The following is a 24958-nucleotide window of genomic DNA, read 5'->3' on the forward strand; positions in this document are numbered from 1 at the left end:
GCAAAGGACGTGGATCGATTGGCAAAATTAGTGTTGGAAAATATATCGAAAATTTATGATAACAACGTGACTGCTGTTTCGAATTTTGACTTGAAAGTGGAAGAAGAAGAATTTATTGTTTTCGTCGGACCTTCAGGTTGTGGAAAGTCAACAACGTTACGTATGATTGCTGGCCTTGAAGACATTTCGAAGGGTGATTTTTATATCGATGGCAAACGCATGAACGATGTTCCGCCAAAAGAACGTGATATTGCAATGGTTTTCCAAAACTATGCACTATATCCTCATATGACGGTTTTTGAAAACATGGCATTCGGTTTGAAGTTACGAAAGTTCCCGAAAGCGGAAATTGCAGAACGCGTAAAAAATGCAGCAGAAATCCTTGGCTTGGAACCTTATTTGAACCGTAAACCAAAAGCGCTATCAGGTGGTCAACGTCAACGTGTTGCATTGGGTCGTGCGATTGTCCGTGATGCCAATCTTTTCTTAATGGATGAGCCATTATCCAACCTAGATTCGAAACTACGTGTTCAAATGCGTGCTGAAATTGCCAAATTGCATTTGCGTCTGAAAACGACAACGATTTATGTAACACATGACCAAACGGAGGCGATGACAATGGCTTCACGTATCGTCATTATGAAAGATGGACTTGTTCAGCAAATCGGTACGCCAAAAGAAGTGTATGATAAGCCGGATAATGTATTCGTTGGTGGTTTCATCGGTTCGCCTTCCATGAATTTCTTCAACGGTAAAGTCGTGAATGGCCAATTCGTGATTGGGGAAACTTCTCTGGCAATTCCAGCATCACATGTAACTTATTTGAAAGAACAAGGCTACGAAGGAAAAGAAGTGATTTTAGGTATTCGTCCAGAACATATTTCGAACGAAGCACCGGTTGGATCACCAACATTACCTGTAAAAGTGGAAGTATCAGAACTTACTGGCGCTGAATTGATGATTTACTCGAACATTGACAATCAAGAATTCATTTCACGTGTGGATGCAAGCAGCAACCTTCAACCAGGCGATATGGTTAATCTTGCTTTCAACTTAGAAAAAGGACACTTTTTCGATAAAGAAAGTGAATTACGTATTAAGTAAAAGACGTAATTTAATTGTAAAAAAAGACATATTGAAGGAAATACCTTCATGTGATACGATGGGCTTACAAATTAATGAAAACGGTTGCACAACTTTTTGCAGAGCTTTATGCAAACGGTTTCACAAACGCTATAAAAATACCATTTTGGGGGATAATCGAATGAAAAAAACGGCATTATTAGCATCATTATTTATGGCTTCAAGTTTATTGGCAGCATGTAGTTCTGGTTCATCAGACTCTTCTAATGGTGAAGATGTGAAGATTGATGTATTCCAATTCAAGGTGGAATTTAAAGATCAATTTGAAGAACTAGCTGAAGTTTATGAAAAAGAAAATGAAGGCGTGGATATCAACATCACGACAGTTGGTGGCGGTGAAGATTACGGCGCTGCACTTAAATCGAAGTTTGCATCTGGCAAAGAACCAGCCATTTATAATGTTGGTGGACCACAAGATGTAGCGGACTGGAAAGAAAAATTAGCTGATTTAACAGATACGGCAGCAGCGAAAGCGGCATTGGACGGATCTTTAGATGGCGTAACAATGGAAGACAAAGTGTTGGGCTTACCATATAACCAAGAAGGTTACGGCTTGATTTACAATAAAGCAGTTTTCGAAAAAGCGGGTATCGATCCAACTTCAATCGTTGATTTTGCAAGCTTGGAAGAAGCAGTAAAAACACTTGATTCGAAAAAGAAAGACTTAGGTCTTGAAGCGGTATTTGCATTACCTGGTAAAGAAACATGGGTAACTGGTTTGCATTTATCAAATGCTTTCATCGCTCCTGAATTTGATTCAAACGTATTGAACGCTTTCAATGCAAAAACTGTTGATTTCAAATATGGTGATGCTTTCAAGAGTGTTCTAGATTTACAAAATGACTACTCTGTTCAACCTTCAGTTAGTCTTGACTACTCACAACAAGTAGAAGAATTATTCTCTCTTCAAAAAGTAGCAATCATTCAACAAGGGAACTGGGTTTATGGTTCAATCGCTGGCATTGATCAAGAGTTCGCGGACAACAACGTAGGTTTACTTCCAATTCCTGTTGAAGGCTTTGAAGGCGACCGTGTACCAGTCGGGATTCCTATGTACTGGGGCGTTAATAGCAATGCAGACGAAAAAGTTGTAGAAGAGTCGAAGAAATTCCTTGATTGGTTGTACACATCTGAAGCTGGTAAAGAAGCTGTATTGAACGACTTTAAATTCATTCCTGCTTACGAAGGCTATGATGCAACGAAAATCTCTGATCCAATCTCAAAAGAAATCTACCAATATGCTGAAAAAGAAAAAACAATTGGTTGGGTGTTCATGGGTTATCCAACAGGTTGGGGTCAAGATGAGCTAGGCGTTGGCATCCAAAAATATCTAAGTGATGAAGCAAGCTGGGAAGAAGTTGTGGATTCAGCGAAGAAATCTTGGGAAGAATCTCGCAAATAAGAGTTAAATGATTGAAAAGACAAACAAAGTAGCAACCACTGCTACTTTGTTTTGTCTGTAAGTAAACAAGAAATTGGAGGTAGACCTATGCGTACTCGGGATTTGTCTTATTGGTTATTTTTAGCCCCAGTTCTATTGGCATTATCTCTAGTTGTGATAAGCCCTTTATTACTCGGTGTCTATTATTCGTTTACGAATTGGAACGGTATACAAACCGGTGGATTTGTAGGGTTTGATAATTACATACAGTTATTCAAAGATGAAGAGTTTCTAGATTCACTGTGGTTTACAACGAAATTCTCGATTGCCTCGGTTATTTTAATTAATGTAATCGGTCTGTCACTTGCCTTGATTGTGACTTCAAAAATAAAATCGAGTAAATTCTTACGCACGATCTTCTTCATGCCTAACTTAATCGGTGGGTTGATTCTAGGATTTATCTGGCAGTTCATTTTCATTAAAGTATTTTCGAGTATCGGTACAATCTTTGGCATTGAAGGACTGAAAGGATGGCTGTCCACTACGGAAACAGGATTCTGGGGTCTTGTCATTTTAATGAGCTGGCAAATGTCAGGTTATATCATGGTCATTTACATCGCTTATTTAGAAGGTGTCTCAAAAGAGTTGCTGGAAGCATCTGAAATTGATGGAGCCAACGCGTTCCAACGTTTCCGTTATGTCGTTTTTCCACTCGTTGCACCGGCCTTTACTGTCAGTATGTTTTTAACGCTTTCCAACACGTTCAAATTGTATGACCAGAACTTGTCATTAACGTCTGGTGGTCCTTACAATTCAACACAAATGGTGGCGATGGAAATATTCAAGACGGCATTTGGTCAAAATGAAATGGCTTATGCACAGGCAAAAGCAGTTATCTTCTTTATCATTGTCGCAATTATTGCGCTCGTGCAAGTCTATATCAACAAGAAAAGAGAGGTGGAGATGTAATGAAAAAATACAGATTTCCTGTTGAAATTCTCGGTATTTTTCTAGCATTGTTATGGATAGCCCCTTTTTACTTGATGATTGTAAACTCATTGAAAACGAAAAAAGAGATATTTTCAAATACGCTTAGTTTACCTGAAGCCTTTAATCTGGATAATTACAAAGAAGCATTTGAACGATTGGATTTTGTTCAAACGTTTTTCAATTCCCTCATCATTACGACTTTGAGCGTAATCATCATCATCATTTTCTCTTCGATGGCAGCATACGCACTTTCGCGTACGAAAAGTAAAGTCAGCAATGTGATCTTTTATGTGCTGGTTGCGTCTATGTTAATTCCGTTCCAATCAGTCATGATTCCGTTGATTACGATTTTCGGGAAATTCGAGATGCTAAATCGCGCAGGATTGATTTTCATGTATTTAGGATTTGGTGCGAGTTTATCGATTTTCTTGTACCACGGTGCATTGAATTCGATTCCGAAATCATTGGATGAAGCGGCAACCATCGATGGGGCAAATAAATTTCAAGTGTTTTGGTACATCATTTTCCCAATCTTGAAACCCATTACCGTAACCGTTGCCATCTTAAACATGATTTGGATCTGGAATGACTACTTATTGCCTTCACTAGTCATCAACCAAGAGGGGATGGAAACCATTCCATTGAAAATGTTCTTCTTCTTCGGAGAATATACAAAACAATGGCATTTGGCATTAGCAGGTTTGACCATTGCCATTATTCCGGTAATCGTCGGGTACTTCTTCGCACAACGTGAAATTATTAAAGGTGTTTCAGATGGTGCTGTGAAGTAATTGTGATGGAACAGTAAAATGAACTGTTATTTTTGAAAGACAGAAGGAGGTAAAGATTTGACTAGAAACTGGTGGAAAGAAGCAATTGCTTATCAAGTGTATCCTCGTAGTTTTATGGATTCAAATGGAGACGGCATTGGCGATCTTCAAGGAATCATTTCAAAATTGGATTATCTGAAGGACTTAGGTATAGATGTGATCTGGATCTGTCCGATGTACAAATCACCAAATGATGACAATGGCTATGACATTAGCGATTACCAGGACATCATGGATGAATTCGGAACGATGGCAGATTTCACTCAATTGCTGTCGGAAGTTCATGCACGCGGCATGAAGCTAATTATTGACTTGGTCATTAATCATACGAGCGATGAGCACCAATGGTTTGTTGAATCCAAATCATCCAAAGACAATCCAAAACGTGATTGGTACGTATGGCGTGACGGCAAAGATGGCAAAGAACCGAACAACTGGGAAAGTATTTTCAACGGATCAGCTTGGCAATTGGATGAAGAGAGCGGGCAATATTATTTGCACATCTTCTCGACAAAACAACCTGACCTGAACTGGGAAAATCCAGAAGTGCGTACAGCTCTTTATGATATGATCAATTGGTGGTTAGATCAAGGCATTGATGGTTTCCGAGTAGATGCGATCAGCCATATTAAAAAAGACCAAACTTTCTCGGACATGCAAAACGATACGGATCAACCGTATATTCACGCATGGGAAAAGTACATGAACGTTGATGGTATTCAACCATTCCTTGAAGAACTTAAACAAGAGACGTTCTCAAAATACGATATCATGACAGTCGGCGAAGCAAACGGTGTCAGCGTCGACGAAATCGATCAATGGGTCGGAGAAGTAAACGGCAAATTCAACATGGTATTCCAGTTCGAACATTTAGGTTTATGGGATGCTGAAGGTAAGAAAACGCTTGATATTCAAGGACTTAAAAACGTGTTAACTCGCTGGCAAAAAGGCTTAGAGAACAACGGCTGGAATGCTTTGTTCATCGAAAATCATGACAAAGCCCGCATCGTCTCCACTTGGGGGAACGACAAAGAGTACTGGTACGAAAGCGCGACTTCCATTGCAGCTATGTACTTCTTCATGCAAGGTACGCCGTTCATTTATCAAGGCCAGGAAATCGGCATGACCAATGTCCAGTTCGAATCGATTGAAGAATACAACGATGTGGCGATTAAAGGCATGTACGCTTCGAAAATGAGTGAAGGCAAGACGCACGAAGAAATTATGGACATCATCTGGTCATCAAGCCGTGATAACTCACGTACACCGATGCAATGGTCAGCTGATCAAAACGCTGGATTCTCTTCTGCTACTCCTTGGATTGGCATCAATCCAAACTACGTAGAAATCAACGTTGAAAACCAGTTGAAAGATGAACAGTCAATCTATTATTTTTATAAGAAGATGATTCAGTTGAAAAAATCGCACGATGTCTTTACGTATGGCACATACGATTTATTGTTGCCTGATCACGAATATGTGTACGCGTATTCACGTACATTGGGTGACGAACAAGTAATCGTCATTTCAAACTTAGGCGCAACTGACGTTTCTGTTGATAAAATGGCTGAGCGTGCATTTGAATTCGACAACTTGTTATTGGCGAACAACGACGTGCAACCTCACGAAGCGATGCACAGCTTCGAAATGGCACCATTTGAAACGCGTATTTATAAAATGAATTAATTCGAGAGCTTAGTGAAAACCTTCCCGATTTGGGGAGGTTTTTTTGTATGGAGGTTAGTGATGTGGGGCTCACCAAGTTAACTTGGTGATGAGATGTGTTTGAGCGATAAATGCTTTTATATGAGCGATAAATCTTCCGTATGAGCGATAAACACGTCTAAATGATCGATAAATTTTTCACAAACGGTAGCGCGGCTTAATATACGTCTCATTGCCCAAGTGTACATGCCAATGAAACGGTGTTCACTTTCCAAACAGGAGCGCAGCGAAAACAAGAGCATTAAAATCTTTAAACCTGAATGGGAGCCATTCCGCTCATCGCTCCAGGCTCATTTCTGTGAGTGACGGGTACTGCAAAGTTTCTGCAAGTTAACTTGGTGATGAGACATGTTTGAGCGATGAATCTCTTGTTGGTTAAAGAAGCTCGCGATGTATTTCTGGTTGAAACAAACGAAGAAGGTGTCTATGAGGTTTTTGAGAAGTCTCGATAGAATTTGATTGAATAAGAAAAAGCATCGTTCAAAATACGATGCTTTTTGTTTTGCATGTTAATAAAAATGAGGAAGAAAAATTAACGCTTTTTATTAAAAGTTACTGCTGGTTTTGGATCCACTTTATGGACATCATTTTTCAGCATAAAGTAGGAGATGATACCGGAGACTACGGATCCACCTGCTGTAATTAAGATACGTGTTGCAAGGGGTATTTCAGAATACTCTTTACCTAAATACCACAATGACAGTACTGCGACGACAACCATGATGGGAATAACAAATTTAAAACGTTTCATGTATGAATACTTCCTTTTTTCTTTTAAGTGTATCATAAGGACCTATTTTGAAGGGTGGCTATTCGTTGAACTTTGACGATAGGTGTCTTAGTCTGAAAAATCGCGGTTGAAGTCTGAAAAAAGAGAAGTGACGTCTGAGAAAAGTGTGATGACGTGTGAAAAAAGAGAGGTGACGTCTGAAATATTATCCCGTAGCTGAATCACTATAGATTTGGCTATGAAAAAACAAGCGACTGAAGAAAACTCTTCAGTCGCTTGTTTAGATGTTTTTTACCAAATGATTTCCCATTTGCGTTCTTCGGCTACTGCTTTCAATCGGGATTCGGGGCGGACTGCTACCGGGTTGCTGACCATTTCCAGGACGGTGATGTCTGAAATGCTGTCGCCGTATGCAGAACTGTTTGCCCAATCTATATCCATACCTTCGAGTGCTTTGTCGATCATTTCGTTTTTACGTTCACCTTGGATATGGTAAATGCCAGTGTCTGTATCAATAATCCCGTTACGTACTGGAATCTCTGTGCCAATGACATTGTGAATAGCATAGTCGCGGGTCACTTCGTTGAGCATCGGGGTGAATGCACCGGATACCAGCAGGACATGGTCTCCATCGATTAAATGCTTTTGCAAACGTTCGACGACTTTAGAGTTAAGATCTTTGTTCATATCACGGGACATTTCCTCAAAGTATTCCTCGATTTCACTTTGGTGCATGCCTTTAAATGTGTCCAGATAGAGCTGCATAGATTTAGCTTTCATTTTGTTTTCAGGATATAGTTTCATTTTATACGCAAGGTAGGGCTTCATTAAAGCTCGATAAAATGATTTAAATTTTCTGGAATGGATAGGATGTTCCTTCATATAGTTCATCATTAAAGTAAAAGTTTCTTGCGGGTATAGTGTCCCGTCAAAGTCGAAAATTGCTACGCGCATTGTGTGATCACTCCTGTTCTGATAATTCTAGTTTATCATGAATTTCGTATATTTATGGAAAATTCTTAAATTACTTAGAGAGAGTGCCAACATTTAACAAGGACATAAAAATGCCAGACACCAGGAATTGCATGAGGAAATTCTTCTTCCACAATTGCACAAAGTGTCTGGTTATTTCAATTTAATAGTTCTTTTCTAGTTCAGTTTTCAACACTTTTGCGAGCTCTAGCATATTGTAATGACCTGCTATTTTCTCTGCATCAGCATTATAGTTCGTGTTTGTATTGACGTCGTACGTGTAGATTTCACCGTTTTGGTCACGGATGAATTCAATCCCGGCCATTTCGATTCGCGCTTGCTTTAGAAATTCTTCGTATTTTTTGACGATAGGTTCATTGAAGTTTTCAATGATTTGAAATTTCGGTTGTGTGGGAAGTGTATCTGTTTCGCCCACAGGACAAAACAAGTCATCAATTTGGCAGGCATCGGCAGGGCACAGTTCGAAGCCTTCCGATGTATCCACTTTGACAGCGTATTGGAACTTGCCATCAATAAATTCACAGCAGGTGATATAAGGTTCGGGAGCTTTAATGTACTGTTGGATCAGCGTAATTCCATCGACAGGTTCCTCAAAAGTTGGTCCGTCGACATAGTTCTGTAAGCTGTCGATTGAGTGGAAAAGTTGGACTCCAAGTCCTTTGCCTGCACGGTTGTGTTTTGTGATAAAAGAACTTTCTCCCAGGTCAATAGCCGCCTGAATGATTTGTTTCTTCCCGACAGCGGCAATTGTTTTCGGTGTCTTGATTCCAGCCGCTTCCAAAGTCGTATATTGCAACACTTTGCTCAGTTCAAGACGAAGGGCATTACTACCGTTGAAGACGATACGATTGTGATGCTCGAGCCATGCCAATACGGCAGAAGTAAGTTCCGGCGCGAATCGGTGATCTCTTGTATGCGATGAAGCACTCATACGATTGTAGAAAATCCCTTCAGGTGGCGCTTCGGTTAAATTGACGGTTCCTTGATCAAGATGCCAATCTTCATAAGGTACATTAAGTTCATCAAGTCGGTCGGTTAGATGGACCGTCCACTCACTATTTTCATGGATAATATACACTTTGCTCATCGGTTTGTCCTCCCATTCAAGCTTTTAATTAAGCCTATAGGATAACTAGGTAATGAGTCAACTAAGTGAGATTTAATGTGTTGAATTTGATATTCCTCTTAAGGGATATTCTCTAGGTGGAGAATATAGAGTTTAGTTGGACAATATGAAGATTTCATTGGACAACTTTGAAGTTTCGTTGGACAGTACAGAGATTTCGTTGGAAAACACAAGTCTAGATAGAATGGAGCTTCAATGATATAGGTTTCAAAAATTCTCTGGGAACAAGTTTCCAAACATCAAAAACTTTCTCAAGTTAAAATAAAACCCCATAACTCGATGAGTTATGGGGAATAAATTATCCTCGTTTTAGCGTGGGTGGAATTTCTTCAGGATCCACCATGATTTCGATGACGGTTGGTCCGTTGTTCGCATTGGCGAATATCAGGGCTTCTTCAACTTGTTGGGCTGTGAAGCAGCGGAAAGAAGCTGCACCCAGTGATTCTCCGAAGAGACTTAAGTTGGCTGGGTATTCATATACCGTTCCGACTGAACGACCCAAATTATAGCGCATCCCTTTGTCGACCATATCGAGACGTCCGTTATTCAGGACAATAAATGGAATTTGCAAGTCATGACATACAGCTACAGATATTTCTGTGCCGTGCATCATCATACAGCCGTCGCCTGTTAAGCAGGCAAGAGCTTGTTCGGGATTTGCAAATTTAGCACCAACCGCATAGCCAATGGCATGTCCCATTGTTCCGAAGACATCGTCTGCAAAGAATGTGCCTTCTTGTTCAATATTGAAATTCTGAATTGCATAGAACGTATGGCTACCATCATCACCAAACAAGATGGTCTCTGCTGGCAGATGTTTACGCATTAATTGGACGGCTGTAACAGCTGACAGTCTCTCAGTTGCGGAAGGAAGAATTTCAACTTCAGTTGCTTCTTTCTCAATGAAAGTTGTTGCTGCAATTTCTAAAAATGTCGGATCAAGTATTGCGCGAATATTCGTTTTGGCGTCTCCGATGACAGGTAAGGTAGGAACAGGAAGCGACCGACCAATAAATGTGGGCTCAATGTCGAACTGAATTACTTGTTCTGGCATCATGTCCATTGTAAAGCCCGCTAATGTCATATCGGTTAGTTTTGTACCGATGACAATTAACAAGTCTACTCCGTCATTTAAATAATCTGTTGCTGCTTGCGTACCCCCAAGACCGAAAGGACCGAGATGTCCAGGATGGTCTGTACGGATGGCGCCTTTTCCACCTGGTGTTGTAATAATTGGTACATTATATTGAAGTGAAAGTTGGCTCACTTCTTCATAAGCCTGTGAAATATGAACGCCTTTCCCAATAAACAGGAGAGGTTTTTTTGCTTTCTCCAGCAATGATTTCACTTCACCCATATAAGGAGAGACTGCAGGTTCTAAAGCCGGAAGTGACAAACTGAATGGTTCGATTTCTTCCATTAATACATCAGCAGGGATAGATAAATGAACCGGTCCTTTTGTTCCAGTGAGTGCTTTTTGAAGCGCATGCTGGAAGTATACTTGGAACTGATCAGCTCGTTCGACTCTCGCGCTGAAGAGTGTAACGGGTTCGAACATTTTTACGAGATCGGTTCCAAAGATACTGGAATCCTGTCCCATCGCGCGTCCTGAGTCTTTTACTGAAGGGTGTCCGGTAATAAAAAGTACTGGCAGATGATAAGCTTTTGCTTGTCCGGCTGCAGTTATTAAGTTTGTTCCACCTGGTCCTGAAGTGCCGACAGCTACGCCTAGTGTATTATTTTGGCGTGCATAGCCACCCGCCATAAAGCCAGCACCCGACTCGTGTCTGCTTAATACAAATTCAATTTCGTTCTTTTCCATTGCAAGAAGAAGCGGGACAACCGCTTTACCGGGAATACCGAATGCGTGAGTTACTTGAAATGATTTTAAATGCTCGACCAATAATGATGCGATTGATTTCATGGATGAATGACACCTCTAGATGAATTGAATTCATATTTTTTTTCGAGATCGCTAGCTGATAAAGGTTTGCTGTAATAGTAACCTTGTATTTCGTCACATTTTAAATTTTCAAGGAAGTGAAGCTGTTCTTTTGTTTCGACGCCTTCTGCAATGACTTTTAAGTTCAAGGCATGGGCGATGGATATGATGGTGCTTACGATTTGACCATCTTTCGGTCCATTCATCATGTCTCGAACGAAGCTTCGGTCGATTTTCAAACGATGAATGTGGAAGTTCTTCAAGTAATTCAGCGAACTGAAACCCGTACCAAAATCATCTATGGCAATTTGTATACCTAGCTCATGCAATTCTTCCAAAATCGAAGTGGAACGAACGACATCCATCGTCATGGATTCGGTGATTTCCAGTTCTAAGCCATGCGGTGCAAGCCCGGTTTCTTGTAAAACTTGTTTTACTTTATCCACAAGACGTTGCTTTAAAAACTCCTGAGGAGACAAGTTAATGGATAGTTTTAGTGACGTAAGACCTTGGTCGTGCCATTTTTTCATTTGACGGCAACCGTGATTGAGAACCCATTCTCCAAGATGCACCATCAATCCCATTTCTTCAGCCAGTGGAATGAAATCTGCTGGAGGAATAAGTCCGAGTTCAGGATGGTTCCAGCGCAGTAAGGCTTCTACGCCCAAAACCTGATTGGTGTGCAAGTCAATCTGCGGTTGGTAATGAAGGATTAGATCGTTATTTTTTATGGCTAATTCGAGCTCCGACTCGAGCGTGAGTTTCTTGAGAGACTCCTCATTCATATCCGAATTATAGATGCAGTACCCGTTTTTCCCTTGATCTTTTGCTCGGTACATAGCCGTATCTGCATGTAAGAAAAGGGTATTAATATCCGAACCGTCATTTGGATACAGGGCGATTCCAATACTTGTACTTACGTGAAACTCAAGATTTTGAAGGAAAAATGGTTTACGAACAACTTCAATGATATCGTCCGCCATTTTTTTTACTTCATCTATAGAATTGAAGTCGGTCAAGGCGATTGTAAATTCATCGCCTCCCATGCGAAACAGTTTTCCTTTTTCGAGTAAATAATGATTCAATCGTTGAGAGATTTCAACAAGTAACGTATCGCCTTTTGCATGACCTAACGTATCATTAATTAATTTAAAACGATCAAGATCGAGCAGAAAAACGGCCAACGAAATGTCTTTGCCATTTGCAAAATTCAGAATGCCATTTACATAGTTATGGAAATAGCGTCTATTAGGTAATGTTGTTAAATCATCATGATGTGCATGATGTTGCATAAGTAGTTGATTTTCATAGCGTTCTGTTATATCACGGAAGCTGCAGACTGTGCCGATAAAATATTGATTAACACTATAAATTGGACGACCGTCAAATAAGCAAATAGTTTCTTTAATTGAATTCGGTTTCTGGAATTTCACTTCAATATCAGAAAAACTTTCTTTCGTCTTGATAATCTTTTCAATCCAGTCATCAAGAATGGTCAGTTCAGATGCAGATTTTTTAAGGACATCCTGACGTTTTAATCCAGTCAGTTTTTCTGCATATGGATTAAATTCCATAATACGACCATAATGATCCGTCAAAATCATGGCTGTATGTGAGGATTCCGTTAACACTTGATTTAACACATTCAAATCTTTGTTTTGTTCTTGCAATTGGATTTCCCGTTCAATACTCGTTCCGACAATCGAAAGCAATGAAAGGAGCAAAGGATTTTCAAAATTCAAAGCAGTCATAATGGAAACTGTTCCGAGAGTGCCATTTGTACGATGATCTTTAAAAGGCACAGAATAACAAGCCGATTGGCAGAGGAAATCATGATAGTGTTGAGAACCTACTACTTCAACCGGTAGATTATGGTTTAGAGCAAGACTGATACAATTCGTTCCATTGTAAGTTTCAGTAAACTGAACCCCAGGTCTAAAGCCAAGCTGTTGAATGACATCTTTAATTGTGTTGTCACCTTCGATATACATAATAATACCTTGATGATCAGTAACAACAATCAAAAGAGGTGTTCCTTTTACCATTTTCAAAAATTCTGGAATGAAAAATTCAACCACCTTTAATACTTCTTTATTCTCTCTTTGAATTTGATGAAGTTGTTCCTGGCTAATCTCAATCGGATCCGGAATTATGGTTGCATCCAATCCCCATTTTTCACACCTGAGTTTGGACTCCTCAATTAGTTGACGATTTAATTGTTGTGCGGGCATTCGTATCACCTCTTTATAATAAATTTATTGCAGAATTTTAAGGGAATTATTGATAGTTTTACATTATCTAACATAATTTTTGTATTATAGTAGCTTGTTCTCCATTTTATTATAGTAGATAAAAGGTGAATTTACCTACTTAATTATGAATAAAGTCGAATAAAGTCGAAAAAAACAATTAAATTGTTGCTATATTATAATAAAGTTTTCACTGATTTTGAGGTGATATATTTTTGACTAGTATATTAACAACATTACAGTTGACGGTAGAACGATCGATAGGGTTAGATAGTAAAGTATGTTCAAAGAGAAGAGGAATTTCTATGCAACCAGATCAACGAAAAAAAATAATTGTTCTCATGATAAATATGTTTATAGCAATCGGGAGTTTTGGGATTATCATTCCAATTTTACCCGCTTATCTTATGTCAATCGGCGAAGGGGGCATGGCGGCTGGACTAATGATTGCCATTTTTGCAGGAGCACAGTTCGTCATGTCACCGATTGCCGGTAAATGGGCAGATCAGGTTGGGCGTCGCAAGATGATTATTGCGGGTCTAAGTGGATTGACACTTTCCATGTTTGTGTTTTATTTCTCGGATTCAATTTGGATTCTGTACACATCGCGCGTAATTGGTGGCATCGGTGCTGCGTTATTAATTCCTGCGATTTTCGCTTATGTGGCGGATATCACGACGATGGATCAACGTGCGAAAGGGAATAGTTACATATCTGCCGCGATGTCACTCGGTATCGTAATCGGTCCAGGCATCGGAGGATTTTTGGCAGACTATGACTTGAAGCTGCCATTGCTTGTATCTGCATTGGTTTCGTTGGTCTCTGTTATTTTCTCTGTCATTGTATTGAAGGAAAGCAGGGAAGCGGGAGAAGATGTAGGTCCTGTCAAACAGGAACCAATGGTGAAAAAACTCGCGCAGTCTGTACATAAGCCATATTTCATACCACTGGTCATTACACTCGTCATGAGCTTTGGGTTGATGGCATATGAGTCGGTCTTGGGCCTGTTTGTAGATAATCAATTTGGTGCCACGCCAAAACAGATTGCTGTGATGGTAACGTCAACAGGAATCGTCAGTGTTGTCATGCAACTACTGGTAGTGGATCGTCTCGTTCGCCGATTTGGTGAAGGTGTAATCTTGAATTTCTTTATTGCTCTGACGGCTGTCTGTTTCTTCCTATCTTTATTTGCCTCCACATATGTGCTGTTCTTTATGATTACCTTGGTCGTGTTTTTAGCGACATCCATATTACGACCGGTATTGAATACGCTTATATCGAAACTTGCCGGGAAAGAGCAAGGGTTCGCAATGGGCATGAACAACGCCTATATGAGCATTGGAAATGTAGTGGGCCCGCTCCTTGCAGGCGTATTATATGACGTCAATATTTTGTTTCCCTTCCTGCTAGGATTCGTGGTACTATGGATTACAATTTTGGTAAGTGTCGTGTGGCAGAGGAATAAAGCCATTGTGTTTGTGGAGTGAATTTAGTGTCTCGTTGGAATTGGAGTAATTCAAACGAAGGCTGTCACAAACAGAAAAGGCTTTTGGCAACAGCCAAAAGCAGTAATTGGTTTTTCGATCTATTATATAGAAGAAAGGGCAGCCGAAATTGGATTTTCGGCTGCCTATTTTCTTTATAGAGTGTCTGTTTGTTGGTTCTTTTATTTCCAAGAGTCTTTGTAGTTTTTTAGTTCCTCGAGTGAGACAAATGTTGGAATCGAGCTACCTTTAAATGTATCGATGATGAATTTCTCAACTTTTTCGGAGTGGTAGATTTCCACTAGTTTTTGTAGTTCTGGTCGGTCAACGTCACCTGATTGAGCTGCGATGATGTTAATGTACGGCTTAGCTGTGGCGCTTTCATGGAACAGAGCATCTTCGAGTTTTAAATCTGCTTCAACAGCAAAATTGTTGTTAATGATGGATGCGTCTGCGTCGTCAAGGAAACGTGGAGTGTTACCTGCAGCGACGGGTTCAATTTTTAAGTTTTTCGGGTTGTCTTTAATTTTATCAATAGAGCCAATTCCTTCGAAGTCTTCCGTCAAAGTGATCAGTCCAGCTTCTTGAAGCAATAGTAGGGCACGGCCGAAGTTTGTTCCTTCGTTTGGCAAAGCGATTGTTGCGCCTTCAGGTAAGTCTTCAAGCGTTTTGTGTTTTTTTGAATGAATGGCCATTGGTGCAATAACTGTTGAACCAATTGCTTCCAGGTCTAACTTTTGGTCCGCTTTGAATTCGTCAAAGTATGAGATGGTTTGGAATGCATTGGCGTCGATCTCGCCTTCAGCAAGTGCGATGTTCGGCTGAATGTAGTCATTGAATTTAACAAGTTCAATGTTCAAGCCTTCTTCTTTTGCAATATCCACGATATAATCCCACGTCCGTGTGTCACCGCCACTAACCCCAACTTTGATAGTATCTGAATTCTTGGCGTTCCCTTCGTCCTTGCCACAAGCTGCCAGCAAACCTAGTGTTAATACAATTAGTACCAATGCGAATTTCTTCATTTTTCCTACCTCCAATAGTTATCTTCTTCTTATTTTTTTTGAAACCATGTTTCCTGTTGATTGCAGTAATTGAACGATGATGACGAGTGCTGCGACTGTGACGACCATGGTCATCGTGTCAAAACGTTGGTATCCATATGTCAGTGCTAAGTCACCAACACCGCCAGCACCAACTGCTCCAGCCATGGCAGATGCTCCGACCAAACCAATAGTTGCAGTGGTAAAGGTGAGAATCAGTGAGCTCAAGCCTTCCGGAATCAAGAACTTCAAGATGATTTGTGGAACTGTTGCACCCATCGACTGTGCAGCTTCGATAATGCCTTTATCGACCTCGAGTAATGAGTTTTCGACAAGCCGTGCAATGTACGGTGCTGCGTAAAAGACGAGTGGTACGATTGCAGCATTCGTACCGATGGCTGAGCCGATTATCAGTCTAGTTAGAGGGATGATTGCGACGAGCAAAATGATAAAAGGCACGGAACGTAAAATATTAATGACAGGATTCAAGATGTTGAAAATCCATTTATTGTCCAAGATATGGCCTTTTCGTGTAATGACGAGCAAGATGCCAAGTGGGAGACCAATCAGTGCCAAAAAATTAGCGAAATAGCGACCATGTAAAGCGTATCGCCAAAGCCAACCAGTAGTTGTTCGGTTGTAATTTCCATGCCCCATAATGTATCAGTCATGCAGTTTCACCTCCTGTATGATGAACCCTTCGTCTTTGATAAAGGAGAAAGATTTTTCTACCTCGCTCTTTTCACCTGTTACTTCGATAATCAAATTACCAAAAGGGGTCTCCTGGATCTCTGAAATGTTTGCTGAAAGAACACTTAAGTGCACGTCATATTTCTTAGCAATAGTCGAAAGTAAGGGCTGACTAGATGTGTTGCCGACAAAATTTATTTTCCAAATGATTGGCAGCGTGCTTGATAATACAGCATTTTTAAGAACGCTTTGTGGGATTTCGTCGTGAATGACTGTCCGAACAAAATTCTTTGCGATGTCCGTTTTTGGTGAAGCAAAGACATCAAAAACGGAACCTTGTTCCACTACGCGTCCGCCTTCCATGACCGCTACTTTGTTGCAAATTTCCCGGATGACGGACATTTCGTGTGTAATGAGCAGGATCGTAATGTCATATTCTTGGTTAATCTTTTTGAGCAGCTGCAAAACAGCGCTGGTCGTTTGTGGATCAAGTGCTGATGTGGCTTCATCACATAGCAGAATGGAGGGGTTTGTAGCTAGCGCTCTTGCAATCCCAATCCGTTGTTTCTGACCACCCGATAGCTGCTCGGGATAGTTCTTGGCTTTGTCTGCAAGCCCTACGAAGTCTAGTAATTCTTCAACACGCGTTTTGATTATTGATTTTGATGTGCCTGATAATACGAGCGGAATGGCAACGTTATCGAAAACAGTTTTGGAATTCAGCAGGTTGAAGTGTTGAAAGATCATGCCGATTTTTTTCTTTTGAGCTCGAAGTTGTTTAGGCTTCAGTGCAGTTAGTTGTTGTCCGTCAACTATTACTTGCCCGCTGGATGGGCGTTCGAGCAGATTGACCAATCGGATGAGTGTGCTTTTCCCTGCACCGCTATAGCCAACCACCCCGAAGATATCTCCTTTTTCAACAGTGAGGTCTATGCCTTTCAAGGCTTCAACCGTTTGCTTTTTGGTTTGAAATGATTTCGTGACTTGTTGGAATTCAATCAAGTGGATGTCGCCCCTTTCTATGTCATGTTCGTTATCAAAGAGGATGGGCAATAAAAAAAGCCCCTTCTGTCGATAGACAGAAGAGGCATACGTATGCAAAGAAAATGCGGACACAAATCCACAGAAAATTAGCTCGAACACTCCTTCTTATCTATCGAACAATAAATTGTCCGCTGGAATTAGCACAGTATTTTTACACGAAGTAAAAACCCGCTGCTGAGGTATCATAGGGCCAGGCCCTCCACATCTCTTGATAAGAAATCACGCATATTTAATTATGTTGTTCACTATAGTCTGAATATTTCAGCCTGTCAACTAGGTGATTAATAGTCGCAATAGTTTAATAATTATTCATTTCAAAAAATCACTGAATTTACGTGCTCGAATGGATGACGGGAAAATTGGATGTATTGTTTATGAAAAAAACAATCAATATTTTCATAAAGAGTCTTGAAGTTTACGTTAACGTCAATGTTAGAATAGGTAAAAATGGGAAGCGGTGAGGTGGGAATGAAGAGCATCGCAGAAGTAGCGAAAGAGTTTGGGGTGACGACGCGGACCATCCGATATTATGAGGAACTTGGCTTGTTGAAACCTGTTCGAACAGAGAGCAATATTAGGATGTTTGGACCAAAGGAGTACGCGAAACTTAAGTTGATCATCCGCGGAAAACAGTATGGTTTTAATCTGGATGAAATTAAAGAAATGGTGTTGTTGTTCGACCATGATCGGACGGGTGCTAAGCAGTTGGAGCGGACGATTGAGTATGGCACGACACGGGTGGCTGAGATAAATATGAAAATTCTTGATTTGCAGAATATGAAGTCTGAAATGGAAGAGTTGCTTGGGCAGTTCCAGGAAAAATTATCGAATTTAAAGGGGAATGTGAAATGATTCGACGAAATTTTTATTCTGAAGATGAAACGCTGCAACATATTTTGAGAAGTGGATTGCAACCTGACATGTTTGACTTTGCAGATAAGGCTTTGACTAAGTTTGGTGAGCAAGTAGCGAATGAAATTGATGAACGGGCTCGCCATACAGATCGTGAAGGTGCACCAAACTTGGTGAAATTCAATCGTTACGGAGAAGATGTTTCGGAAGTATGGGTCAATGAAGGGTACAAAAAGACCGTGCAGGAAACTTATGAAACAGGGATAGTCGGCTATGTGCACAAGAAGATACCGGAGTTGGATCGTAAGGGGAATTATTTGTACAGTTTTGCACAAGGCTACGTATTATCCCAATCAGAAGCGGGTTTTTATTGTCCCGTTACTTTGACGATGGCCACGGCATTCTTGCTCGACCATTATGCGGATGAAAAATTGAAAGATCGTTTCTTACCGCATGTGTGTGCCACAGGGGAAATGGAGTTGTTTGAAGGTGCCACTTTTTTGACTGAGCGGCAAGGTGGATCGGATGTTGGTGCAAATGTGGTAAAGGCTGAGCAGGAGGGTGATCATTTTCGATTATATGGCGAAAAGTATTTTGCCTCGAATGCCGGTATGGCAAAGGTCGCGATGGTTCTTGCACGAATCGATGGAGCGCCTGAAGGTTCACGTGGATTGACACTTTTTGCTGTTCCATGGCGACTGGAAGATGGTTCGTTGAATGGGATTTCCATTCGAAGATTGAAAGACAAGTTAGGTGTAAGAGCAGTGCCGAGTGGTGAAGTGGAATTCGACGGTGCGGTGGCTTATGCAGTGGGTGATAAAGCGAATGGCCTGAAATATATGATGGAAGCATTGAATTTATCGCGTATTTGCAATGCTGTCGCATCTCTTGGAATCATGCGCCGCGCATTAAATGAGGCTTCTGAATATGCTCATCAACGAGATGCTTTTGGACGAAAGCTTGTTGAGTTCCCGATGGTGCAGGATTCGTTAGGCAAATTGACGGCAAAATTGGAAGTAGAACTTATGACTGTATTTGATTTGATCAAGCTGTATGATCGTGTTGTTGCGAATGAAGCGAGTGAAGAAGAAGTCGTATTGAATCGGTTATTTATTGCTATTTTGAAAAAAGAAACGGCCGAGCAAGCAATTCATTTTGCCCATGAAGCAATTGAAATGCACGGTGGCAATGGCTACATCGAAGATTTCGTTACTCCAAGATTGCTGCGAGACGCACAAGTCCTTACTGTCTGGGAAGGTACGGCCAACATATTGGGCTTGGAAATTGTTCGATTGGTCAGGAAATTCAACGCTCATACACTCTTCGTGAAGACGATGAAATCAAGACTCAAAGATATTCCAATGAGTAAGATGAAACCAATCGTTGAGCGTGTTCTAAACCAATTGGATGAGGACTTAACAACTTTTGCGGCTTTGGACGAAGCGATGCAAACGTTTGAAGCGAAGACTATTGCACAAAGGATGGCACATGTATATGAAAGTGTGATGGCGGTGGGAATGGCAGAGTCATTAGGCGTTCGCGCAACGTTGGTTGCAGACATTTACTTGGAAACGACTTGGAGCTTAAGAAACCTTGGCGATCCCATGAAGACTTGCCAACTTTTAAGCTCTTAAATTAGAGAAATCCTGTTTGAAACGAAATGAATACTAGTGTTTATGATAAGTTATTTCGCGATTTTGAAGGTATATCTTAGATGGAATATTGGTTTTCTTTATGAATAAGTTAAAAAATCAGAAAATTTTGTATTGAATGTTTAATATCAATCTATTAAACTTATGAAGGGAAAAATTTATTTTAAGGGGAGTTCGTGAATGCCTGACTCTATCACAGAATTTAGTATAAACAGAGATGAGTTTATATGGAAAAAGGAAAGAGGACTATTCTTTCAAAATGATGCCTCTGCAATCGTATTATGGGACTTATCAATTGAAATCTTATTGCAAACTTTGGATGAACACTTAGATATCGAAAAGAGCAATACAATATTAAAGGCCTTTGGATTTCGTATGGGAACATTAGTAAGTAAGTACTATTCTGAACGGATGGATCTTGAAAATATTTTAATTCAATTCAGTGATATTTATCGCAATGCCGGTTGGGGAAATGTGAAAATCACTAAGTTTTCCAAAGAAGATAGACAGGTGACTATTGAACTGCACAATAGCTGGGAACATCGGGTTTTCCAGGCCATTAATAAAAATCAAGAATGCATTATCATGCCGAATTATTGGAATGGTTTCATGAGTGAATTGATGAAAGAAAATCTGAGCTACTTAATCACAAAGAAAAATCAAAATGGCGTCGATTTTAGTGAAATTCATCTGTTTGTAAAAGAATAGCACCTTAAAGTAATCTAACTCTTCATACAAAAATATTCAATTTTCATGTTATAAGTTTGATTATTAGGGGAAAATCAACTATGACGGAAATTTAATAATGGAGAGGTGAATGGCAATGAATGAAAATGAGAAGCAATCTGCAAAGGAATTTGCAAATGAAAATGCTACGGATCAGACACAGAAAAAAGATGAATTAAGCAAAGAAGAGAAAGAAAAACTTCAAGTGAAAGATGGCCAGAACAATCATCACGTGGATGAGCGTGGCGGCAACTAATCAAAAAACCGTGATCCCAATTGGGTCACGGTTTTTGTTTATTCATTCGGAAGTCTTTTTGCGTTTTCTTGTTTTGCCGGTGAGTCATTGTTATCTTCGGGCAATGATTCTTTTGATTTTGGTGCAGCTTTTTGCTGGGATTTTGGGAAAGCTTGTTTTGCTTCTTTCTTCGTATCCTTACTTTGTACACCTTCGTTATAATATTGGACGCTCGTCATAGCGCCTTCTTCCACCATACGGTTATCATCCGGATCAGTTGGATCAGAGTGACCGGCTTTTGTCATTTGTGATTGTTTTACATTTTGCGAGTTCATAAATGAAGACACTTTTGTCATCGTATTATTCATCATCACTTTGGCTTTATCACGATTCTCAGGTTTCTGTAAATACATATAAGCCGTAGCTGCAAGACCTCCAAGTAATAATGAACGTGTATTTCCTCTAGACATCGTCATCCCTCCAATTATTGTTAAAAAAAGCAGTTATCTTATAGTGATACCCACTTTCATATACAATCACACCTTAAATCCTTTTATTTTTCTGAAATAATTAATACATAGCGATGTTTGTTGTTCCTAAGCAAACTACCGAGAAGAGAAATGGATCTTGGTTGTAATTATCGACGGTCACATAGGAAAATTTGATGTTCACGTAGGAAAAAATGGAGTTGACGTAGGAAATATCGACGCTCACGTTGTAAAAGCTTTTTTTGGCGTGCGCTTCGACTCTGCAAAACCCTTTGTATTAAGAAATTTTATCTACATTTTTTCGATAATGTAGTCCCAAACGACTATTTAGGAATCGTTTTTTGTTGTATAATTCAGGGAATCATTGTGATAAAGTTTAAAAATAATAAATTGTCTAATAATTAGCGATTTCTTGTAAAAGAGATAACCCTTCCTTAATTCATTTTGAATAAATCTTCTCAGCTAACTTGCTGGAGAAGGGTTTATATTGTCAGTCAGTGAAATCATACGGTCTTTAAATTTAATGAATTCGCAGGAAAAATGGTAATATATAGAAATGTACTCTCTACTTAATGGAGGAAAACTTCTTTACGATGTCGAAATGGATATAAGAGTTTCTATTTACTAAATAAATTCCCATTAACATCATCATTGTTCTCAAATGAATTATTCTTTGATGAATCTTATCCACTTAAATATATTAAAAAGCCAATATTACAGAATTCTACTTATACAGAAGGAAGATGCGTCTATGTCAGTTCAAAAGAATGACTGTCTAAAACCTACACCATTAAGTTTATATCAACAGATGTTTTATTCCGCTGGAGATGCCATCGATATTTTGGATCTTCAAGGTAACATTCTGGATGTAAATCCTGCTTTTGAAAAATTATATGGTTGGACAAGAGATGAATTGATTGGTCATTCTCTACCAGTTATCCCGCCGAATCAATCTTCTGGACTGGCAGAACGAATCAATAAAGTGAAAAATGGCTGTGTCATTTGCAAATTCGAGGTCGAATGCTTACATAAAGCCGGTCATAGACTTACGGTAAATTTAACGTTTTCTCCTATCTATAATGATTTGGGGGAAGTGGTGGCGATCTCCGGAATTACGAGAGATATCACGGAACAGAAAGTAACCGAACGCTTGTTAAGGGAAAGTGAAGAACGATATCAAAAGTTAGTGGACATGTCCCCTGAACCTGTAGCGGTTATTCGTGATGGACGAGTTCGTTATATAAATAAAGCAGGACTCAAAGTGTTTGGTTATACCAGCCAAGAAGACATGTTGAATCAATCGATTTTCACTTTACTACCATCAAATAACCGCAATGATGTAGTGAGAAAAATGTTGTCTCTCTTAAAGGAAAAAGAATATACAGTTGATTTTGTAGACCAGGAAATGACGCGGCCGGATGGCAAGTCCATCATTGTAGAAGCGACAGCTATGGGAATTGTTTTTGAAAACAAACCTTCCATTCAAGTGCTTTTCCAAGATGTAACAGAGAGACGTGAAATGGAGAAAGCCTTATTGATCAGCGAAGAAAAATATCGCTTGATTGCCGAAAATATGAACGATGTTGTCTCTATTTTAGATGAAAATGGCATCATGAAGTATGCCTCTCCTTCACATGAGATTGTTCTCGGTTTTACTTCGGAAGAGTATGAAGGCCAACTGACGTTCGATATGATTCATGAAGAAGACTTGCCTTCAGTTCTTGCCGTGTTTCAAGAAATTCTTGTAACAGGAAGAAGTCAGACGATTGAATTAAGACATAAGCATGTAACGAAGGGGTGGTTGTGGCTGGAATTAAAAGGCTCGCTGTTCTTTGACGAAAGAAAACGAACGAAATTTATTCTAGTCGTTGGAAGAGATATTGAAGAACGAAAACATTTCCAGGATAAATTAAAAGCCTTAGCTTTTGAAGATGATTTGACAAAATTACCTAATCGCAGGCTTTTTGAAGAGAAAGTGAAAATCGCATTGGAAAAAGCTGAAGATAATGACGATAAAAACTTCGCCATATTATATTTGGATATGGACGATTTTAAGCGCATTAATGATGAACTTGGACATGCAATGGGTGACATCGTGCTGCAACAATTTGCAGAACGAGTCAAATCAAGTCTGCGCGAGCAAGATATTCTTGCCCGTTTAGGAGGCGATGAGTTTGCCATCCTTCTACCCAATATTCGCTCCAGGGACTCTATTGAACCACTGGTTGCCAGGGTACAAAAAGCTATTTCAAAAGCTTGGATCTCCGATAATAATCAGATTCGTACTAGCTCAAGTATCGGTGTTGCCTATTATCCTGAAGATGGACGAACATACAGTGATTTGCTTCAACATGCAGATCACGAAATGTATAAACAAAAGCAATATACTTAATGAAATGCGTTTTTGAGATCCTTTCACTTTTAGTGGAGGGATTTTTCGTTTATTGATTTTACACGATTACCATGACGAAAAATGATGGTGGATAGAAAAAAGCACCCTTTGAAAGGATGCTTATTGATGACTTAATCTATGTTAGTAAATTCATGGGCAACGGGTTAATTTTTTCTCATCATTTGATATAGAAGAGAAATAAATTGAGATTGAGAAGATGGCAAGATGTAGTGTCGTGATAGTAGAGATCTTCTTCCAAAAATATGTGATTTTTTTAATGGAAGCATTAAATTCTCCTTGCGTATATTGTCGTGATTGCTCACAAGTTAGAATTATAGGTAAAATTTTCTTACTAAGCAACAAATAAATGTCAAAAATAAGAAGTTTATATTATGTGAATAGTTAATATGATGAAAATATTTAGTTAATTATAATTAACTAGTAAAAAAAATTATTAGATTATCTGCCTAGTGTTCGATTAGATGATTTGCTCACTAGCATAACATTAAATCCTGTTTACCAATAATTAAACAGCAATGAATATCCATAAATTGTTTATTTTTCGAGATAAATAATCCTGTACGTTACAATAAAAAGAAGAGAAAAGGAGGTTGGCAACTTAATGAAAACGTTATTACTGACTGGTTTTGAACCTTTTCTATCCTTCACGGTAAACCCGACCATGAAAATTGTGGAGGAGTTAAATGGACAAACTATTGGAGACTATCAGATCGTTGGAAAGACGATGACAGTTGATTTTATGACGTCGGGCAAACAATTGATTTCTTTGATAAACGAGTATAAACCAGATGCCGTCATTTCTCTTGGCTTGGCTGGGGGGCGATCGAAAATTACGCCTGAGCGCATCGCAATTAATGTGAAAGATGGGGAGGCTGATAACGAAGGGAATAAACCTGTGGATGAAGTCATTCATACGGATGGACCTGCAGCATATCTATCTACGTTACCGATTCGATCTATGGTAGATAAATTAAATGAGTCTGGACTGCCTGCGACTATATCAAATACGGCCGGTACTTATTTATGCAACAACGTGATGTACGAAGGATTACATAAAATTCAAACATCTGATTTAAAGATTCCATCTGGATTTATCCATATGCCCGCTTCACATGAACTTGCTATTCAGCATGGAAATATTCCAAGCTGGTCTCATGAAGATTTAAAGAAAGCCATCACTCTTTGCATCACTGTACTTTCTGATTCAGAATAAATCATATAA

The 24958-nt window shown here is 39.5% G+C and carries 20 protein-coding genes, 1 pseudogene and 1 riboswitch; of the genes and pseudogenes, 12 read left to right on the forward strand and 9 right to left on the reverse strand.

The features are described 5' to 3' along the window. The first annotated feature begins 18 nt into the window (after nucleotides 1-18). From ACQKEV_RS04530 to ACQKEV_RS04550, 5 genes are all read left to right on the forward strand, one after another. Nucleotides 19-1104, forward strand: coding sequence for an ABC transporter ATP-binding protein (locus ACQKEV_RS04530; RefSeq protein ID WP_427443766.1), 1086 nt, complete (start codon nucleotides 19-21; stop codon nucleotides 1102-1104). A gap of 160 nt (nucleotides 1105-1264) precedes the next feature. Beyond that, nucleotides 1265-2545: an ABC transporter substrate-binding protein gene (locus tag ACQKEV_RS04535; RefSeq protein ID WP_427443768.1), complete on the forward strand. Its 1281-nt coding sequence runs from the start codon at nucleotides 1265-1267 to the stop codon at nucleotides 2543-2545. Between the two features lie 87 nt (nucleotides 2546-2632). Next, the gene (locus tag ACQKEV_RS04540; RefSeq protein WP_427443770.1) at nucleotides 2633-3493 is read left to right on the forward strand and encodes a carbohydrate ABC transporter permease; all 861 of its coding nucleotides are present in this window, start codon (nucleotides 2633-2635) and stop codon (nucleotides 3491-3493) included. After that, nucleotides 3493-4305, forward strand: coding sequence for a carbohydrate ABC transporter permease (locus tag ACQKEV_RS04545; protein WP_424472839.1), 813 nt, complete (start codon nucleotides 3493-3495; stop codon nucleotides 4303-4305). The genes ACQKEV_RS04540 and ACQKEV_RS04545 overlap by 1 nt, the downstream gene beginning before the upstream one ends. A 57-nt stretch (nucleotides 4306-4362) precedes the next feature. Beyond that, nucleotides 4363-6030 carry a glycoside hydrolase family 13 protein gene (locus ACQKEV_RS04550; protein WP_427443772.1) on the forward strand — a complete coding sequence of 556 codons (1668 nt, stop codon included), beginning with the start codon at nucleotides 4363-4365 and terminating at the stop codon, nucleotides 6028-6030. A 571-nt stretch (nucleotides 6031-6601) separates the two neighbouring features. Here the strand turns inward: ACQKEV_RS04550 and ACQKEV_RS04555 are convergent. The 5 genes from ACQKEV_RS04555 to ACQKEV_RS04575 all read right to left on the reverse strand — a co-directional run bounded on the left by ACQKEV_RS04555 (nucleotide 6602) and on the right by ACQKEV_RS04575 (nucleotide 13091). Further along, on the reverse strand, nucleotides 6602-6820 hold the full coding sequence (locus ACQKEV_RS04555; RefSeq protein ID WP_427443776.1) for a hypothetical protein: 219 nt from the start codon (nucleotides 6818-6820) through the stop codon (nucleotides 6602-6604). 270 nt (nucleotides 6821-7090) lie between these two features. Next, a complete protein-coding gene (locus ACQKEV_RS04560; RefSeq protein WP_427443778.1) occupies nucleotides 7091-7753 on the reverse strand; it encodes an HAD family hydrolase in 663 nt (220 codons plus the stop codon). 181 nt (nucleotides 7754-7934) lie between these two features. Then, on the reverse strand, nucleotides 7935-8879 hold the full coding sequence (locus ACQKEV_RS04565) for an ATP-grasp domain-containing protein (RefSeq protein ID WP_427443780.1): 945 nt from the start codon (nucleotides 8877-8879) through the stop codon (nucleotides 7935-7937). Between the two features lie 337 nt (nucleotides 8880-9216). Next, the gene (locus ACQKEV_RS04570) at nucleotides 9217-10842 is read right to left on the reverse strand and encodes a thiamine pyrophosphate-binding protein (protein WP_427443782.1); all 1626 of its coding nucleotides are present in this window, start codon (nucleotides 10840-10842) and stop codon (nucleotides 9217-9219) included. After that, on the reverse strand, nucleotides 10839-13091 hold the full coding sequence (locus tag ACQKEV_RS04575; RefSeq protein WP_427443784.1) for an EAL domain-containing protein: 2253 nt from the start codon (nucleotides 13089-13091) through the stop codon (nucleotides 10839-10841). The genes ACQKEV_RS04570 and ACQKEV_RS04575 overlap by 4 nt, the downstream gene beginning before the upstream one ends. A 323-nt stretch (nucleotides 13092-13414) precedes the next feature. On the opposite strand from ACQKEV_RS04575, the gene ACQKEV_RS04580 reads away from it, so the two are divergent. Continuing rightward, nucleotides 13415-14596: an MFS transporter gene (locus ACQKEV_RS04580; RefSeq protein ID WP_427444826.1), complete on the forward strand. Its 1182-nt coding sequence runs from the start codon at nucleotides 13415-13417 to the stop codon at nucleotides 14594-14596. A 179-nt stretch (nucleotides 14597-14775) separates the two neighbouring features. Here ACQKEV_RS04580 and ACQKEV_RS04585 read toward each other — a convergent pair whose 3' ends face one another. The 3 genes and pseudogenes from ACQKEV_RS04585 to ACQKEV_RS04595 all read right to left on the reverse strand — a co-directional run bounded on the left by ACQKEV_RS04585 (nucleotide 14776) and on the right by ACQKEV_RS04595 (nucleotide 17328). Beyond that, on the reverse strand, nucleotides 14776-15618 hold the full coding sequence (locus ACQKEV_RS04585) for a MetQ/NlpA family ABC transporter substrate-binding protein (protein WP_427443786.1): 843 nt from the start codon (nucleotides 15616-15618) through the stop codon (nucleotides 14776-14778). Nucleotides 15619-15636: 18 nt separating this feature from the next. After that, nucleotides 15637-16286, reverse strand: a pseudogene (locus ACQKEV_RS04590) (methionine ABC transporter permease). Nucleotides 16287-16299: 13 nt separating this feature from the next. Next, a complete protein-coding gene (locus tag ACQKEV_RS04595; RefSeq protein WP_427443787.1) occupies nucleotides 16300-17328 on the reverse strand; it encodes a methionine ABC transporter ATP-binding protein in 1029 nt (342 codons plus the stop codon). A gap of 144 nt (nucleotides 17329-17472) precedes the next feature. Next, a riboswitch (SAM riboswitch) is annotated at nucleotides 17473-17588 on the reverse strand. 250 nt (nucleotides 17589-17838) lie between these two features. Here ACQKEV_RS04595 and ACQKEV_RS04600 point away from each other — a divergent pair. The 4 genes from ACQKEV_RS04600 to ACQKEV_RS04615 all read left to right on the forward strand — a co-directional run bounded on the left by ACQKEV_RS04600 (nucleotide 17839) and on the right by ACQKEV_RS04615 (nucleotide 20856). Then, on the forward strand, nucleotides 17839-18222 hold the full coding sequence (locus tag ACQKEV_RS04600) for a MerR family transcriptional regulator (protein WP_427443789.1): 384 nt from the start codon (nucleotides 17839-17841) through the stop codon (nucleotides 18220-18222). Next, on the forward strand, nucleotides 18219-19856 hold the full coding sequence (locus ACQKEV_RS04605) for an acyl-CoA dehydrogenase family protein (protein ID WP_427443791.1): 1638 nt from the start codon (nucleotides 18219-18221) through the stop codon (nucleotides 19854-19856). Before ACQKEV_RS04600 ends, ACQKEV_RS04605 begins: the two co-directional genes overlap by 4 nt. A 198-nt stretch (nucleotides 19857-20054) precedes the next feature. Then, the gene (gene bcsD, locus ACQKEV_RS04610; protein ID WP_427443793.1) at nucleotides 20055-20582 is read left to right on the forward strand and encodes a cellulose biosynthesis protein BcsD; all 528 of its coding nucleotides are present in this window, start codon (nucleotides 20055-20057) and stop codon (nucleotides 20580-20582) included. Nucleotides 20583-20691: 109 nt separating this feature from the next. Continuing rightward, nucleotides 20692-20856 carry a hypothetical protein gene (locus tag ACQKEV_RS04615; protein WP_427443794.1) on the forward strand — a complete coding sequence of 55 codons (165 nt, stop codon included), beginning with the start codon at nucleotides 20692-20694 and terminating at the stop codon, nucleotides 20854-20856. A gap of 38 nt (nucleotides 20857-20894) precedes the next feature. On the opposite strand, the gene ACQKEV_RS04620 is transcribed toward ACQKEV_RS04615, so the two are convergent. Then, a complete protein-coding gene (locus ACQKEV_RS04620) occupies nucleotides 20895-21305 on the reverse strand; it encodes a hypothetical protein (RefSeq protein ID WP_427443796.1) in 411 nt (136 codons plus the stop codon). 769 nt (nucleotides 21306-22074) lie between these two features. Here ACQKEV_RS04620 and ACQKEV_RS04625 point away from each other — a divergent pair. Both ACQKEV_RS04625 and pcp read left to right on the forward strand, forming a co-directional pair. Continuing rightward, nucleotides 22075-23715 carry a PAS domain S-box protein gene (locus tag ACQKEV_RS04625; RefSeq protein WP_427443798.1) on the forward strand — a complete coding sequence of 547 codons (1641 nt, stop codon included), beginning with the start codon at nucleotides 22075-22077 and terminating at the stop codon, nucleotides 23713-23715. Between the two features lie 622 nt (nucleotides 23716-24337). Continuing rightward, nucleotides 24338-24949: a pyroglutamyl-peptidase I gene (gene pcp / locus ACQKEV_RS04630; RefSeq protein ID WP_427443800.1), complete on the forward strand. Its 612-nt coding sequence runs from the start codon at nucleotides 24338-24340 to the stop codon at nucleotides 24947-24949. Nucleotides 24950-24958: the final 9 nt, after the last annotated feature.

Origin of the sequence: Paenisporosarcina sp. NPDC076907 (assembly GCF_050269735.1) — a bacterium.
GTDB lineage: Bacteria > Bacillota > Bacilli > Bacillales_A > Planococcaceae > Paenisporosarcina.

Excerpts from the sequence above, each read along its gene's own strand:
- ACQKEV_RS04535 (WP_427443768.1), top strand. The coding sequence starts at position 1,265 with ATGAAAAAAACGGCATTATTAGCATCATTATTTATGGCTTCAAGTTTA.
- ACQKEV_RS04540 (WP_427443770.1), top strand. The coding sequence starts at position 2,633 with ATGCGTACTCGGGATTTGTCTTATTGGTTATTTTTAGCCCCAGTTCTA.
- ACQKEV_RS04545 (WP_424472839.1), top strand. The coding sequence starts at position 3,493 with ATGAAAAAATACAGATTTCCTGTTGAAATTCTCGGTATTTTTCTAGCA.
- ACQKEV_RS04555 (WP_427443776.1), bottom strand. The coding sequence starts at position 6,820 with ATGAAACGTTTTAAATTTGTTATTCCCATCATGGTTGTCGTCGCAGTA.
- ACQKEV_RS04560 (WP_427443778.1), bottom strand. The coding sequence starts at position 7,753 with ATGCGCGTAGCAATTTTCGACTTTGACGGGACACTATACCCGCAAGAA.
- ACQKEV_RS04565 (WP_427443780.1), bottom strand. The coding sequence starts at position 8,879 with ATGAGCAAAGTGTATATTATCCATGAAAATAGTGAGTGGACGGTCCAT.
- ACQKEV_RS04570 (WP_427443782.1), bottom strand. The coding sequence starts at position 10,842 with ATGAAATCAATCGCATCATTATTGGTCGAGCATTTAAAATCATTTCAA.
- ACQKEV_RS04575 (WP_427443784.1), bottom strand. The coding sequence starts at position 13,091 with ATGCCCGCACAACAATTAAATCGTCAACTAATTGAGGAGTCCAAACTC.
- ACQKEV_RS04580 (WP_427444826.1), top strand. The coding sequence starts at position 13,415 with ATGCAACCAGATCAACGAAAAAAAATAATTGTTCTCATGATAAATATG.
- ACQKEV_RS04585 (WP_427443786.1), bottom strand. The coding sequence starts at position 15,618 with ATGAAGAAATTCGCATTGGTACTAATTGTATTAACACTAGGTTTGCTG.
- ACQKEV_RS04600 (WP_427443789.1), top strand. The coding sequence starts at position 17,839 with ATGAAGAGCATCGCAGAAGTAGCGAAAGAGTTTGGGGTGACGACGCGG.
- ACQKEV_RS04605 (WP_427443791.1), top strand. The coding sequence starts at position 18,219 with ATGATTCGACGAAATTTTTATTCTGAAGATGAAACGCTGCAACATATT.
- bcsD (WP_427443793.1), top strand. The coding sequence starts at position 20,055 with ATGCCTGACTCTATCACAGAATTTAGTATAAACAGAGATGAGTTTATA.
- ACQKEV_RS04615 (WP_427443794.1), top strand. The coding sequence starts at position 20,692 with ATGGCAATGAATGAAAATGAGAAGCAATCTGCAAAGGAATTTGCAAAT.
- ACQKEV_RS04620 (WP_427443796.1), bottom strand. The coding sequence starts at position 21,305 with ATGTCTAGAGGAAATACACGTTCATTATTACTTGGAGGTCTTGCAGCT.
- ACQKEV_RS04625 (WP_427443798.1), top strand. The coding sequence starts at position 22,075 with ATGTCAGTTCAAAAGAATGACTGTCTAAAACCTACACCATTAAGTTTA.
- pcp (WP_427443800.1), top strand. The coding sequence starts at position 24,338 with ATGAAAACGTTATTACTGACTGGTTTTGAACCTTTTCTATCCTTCACG.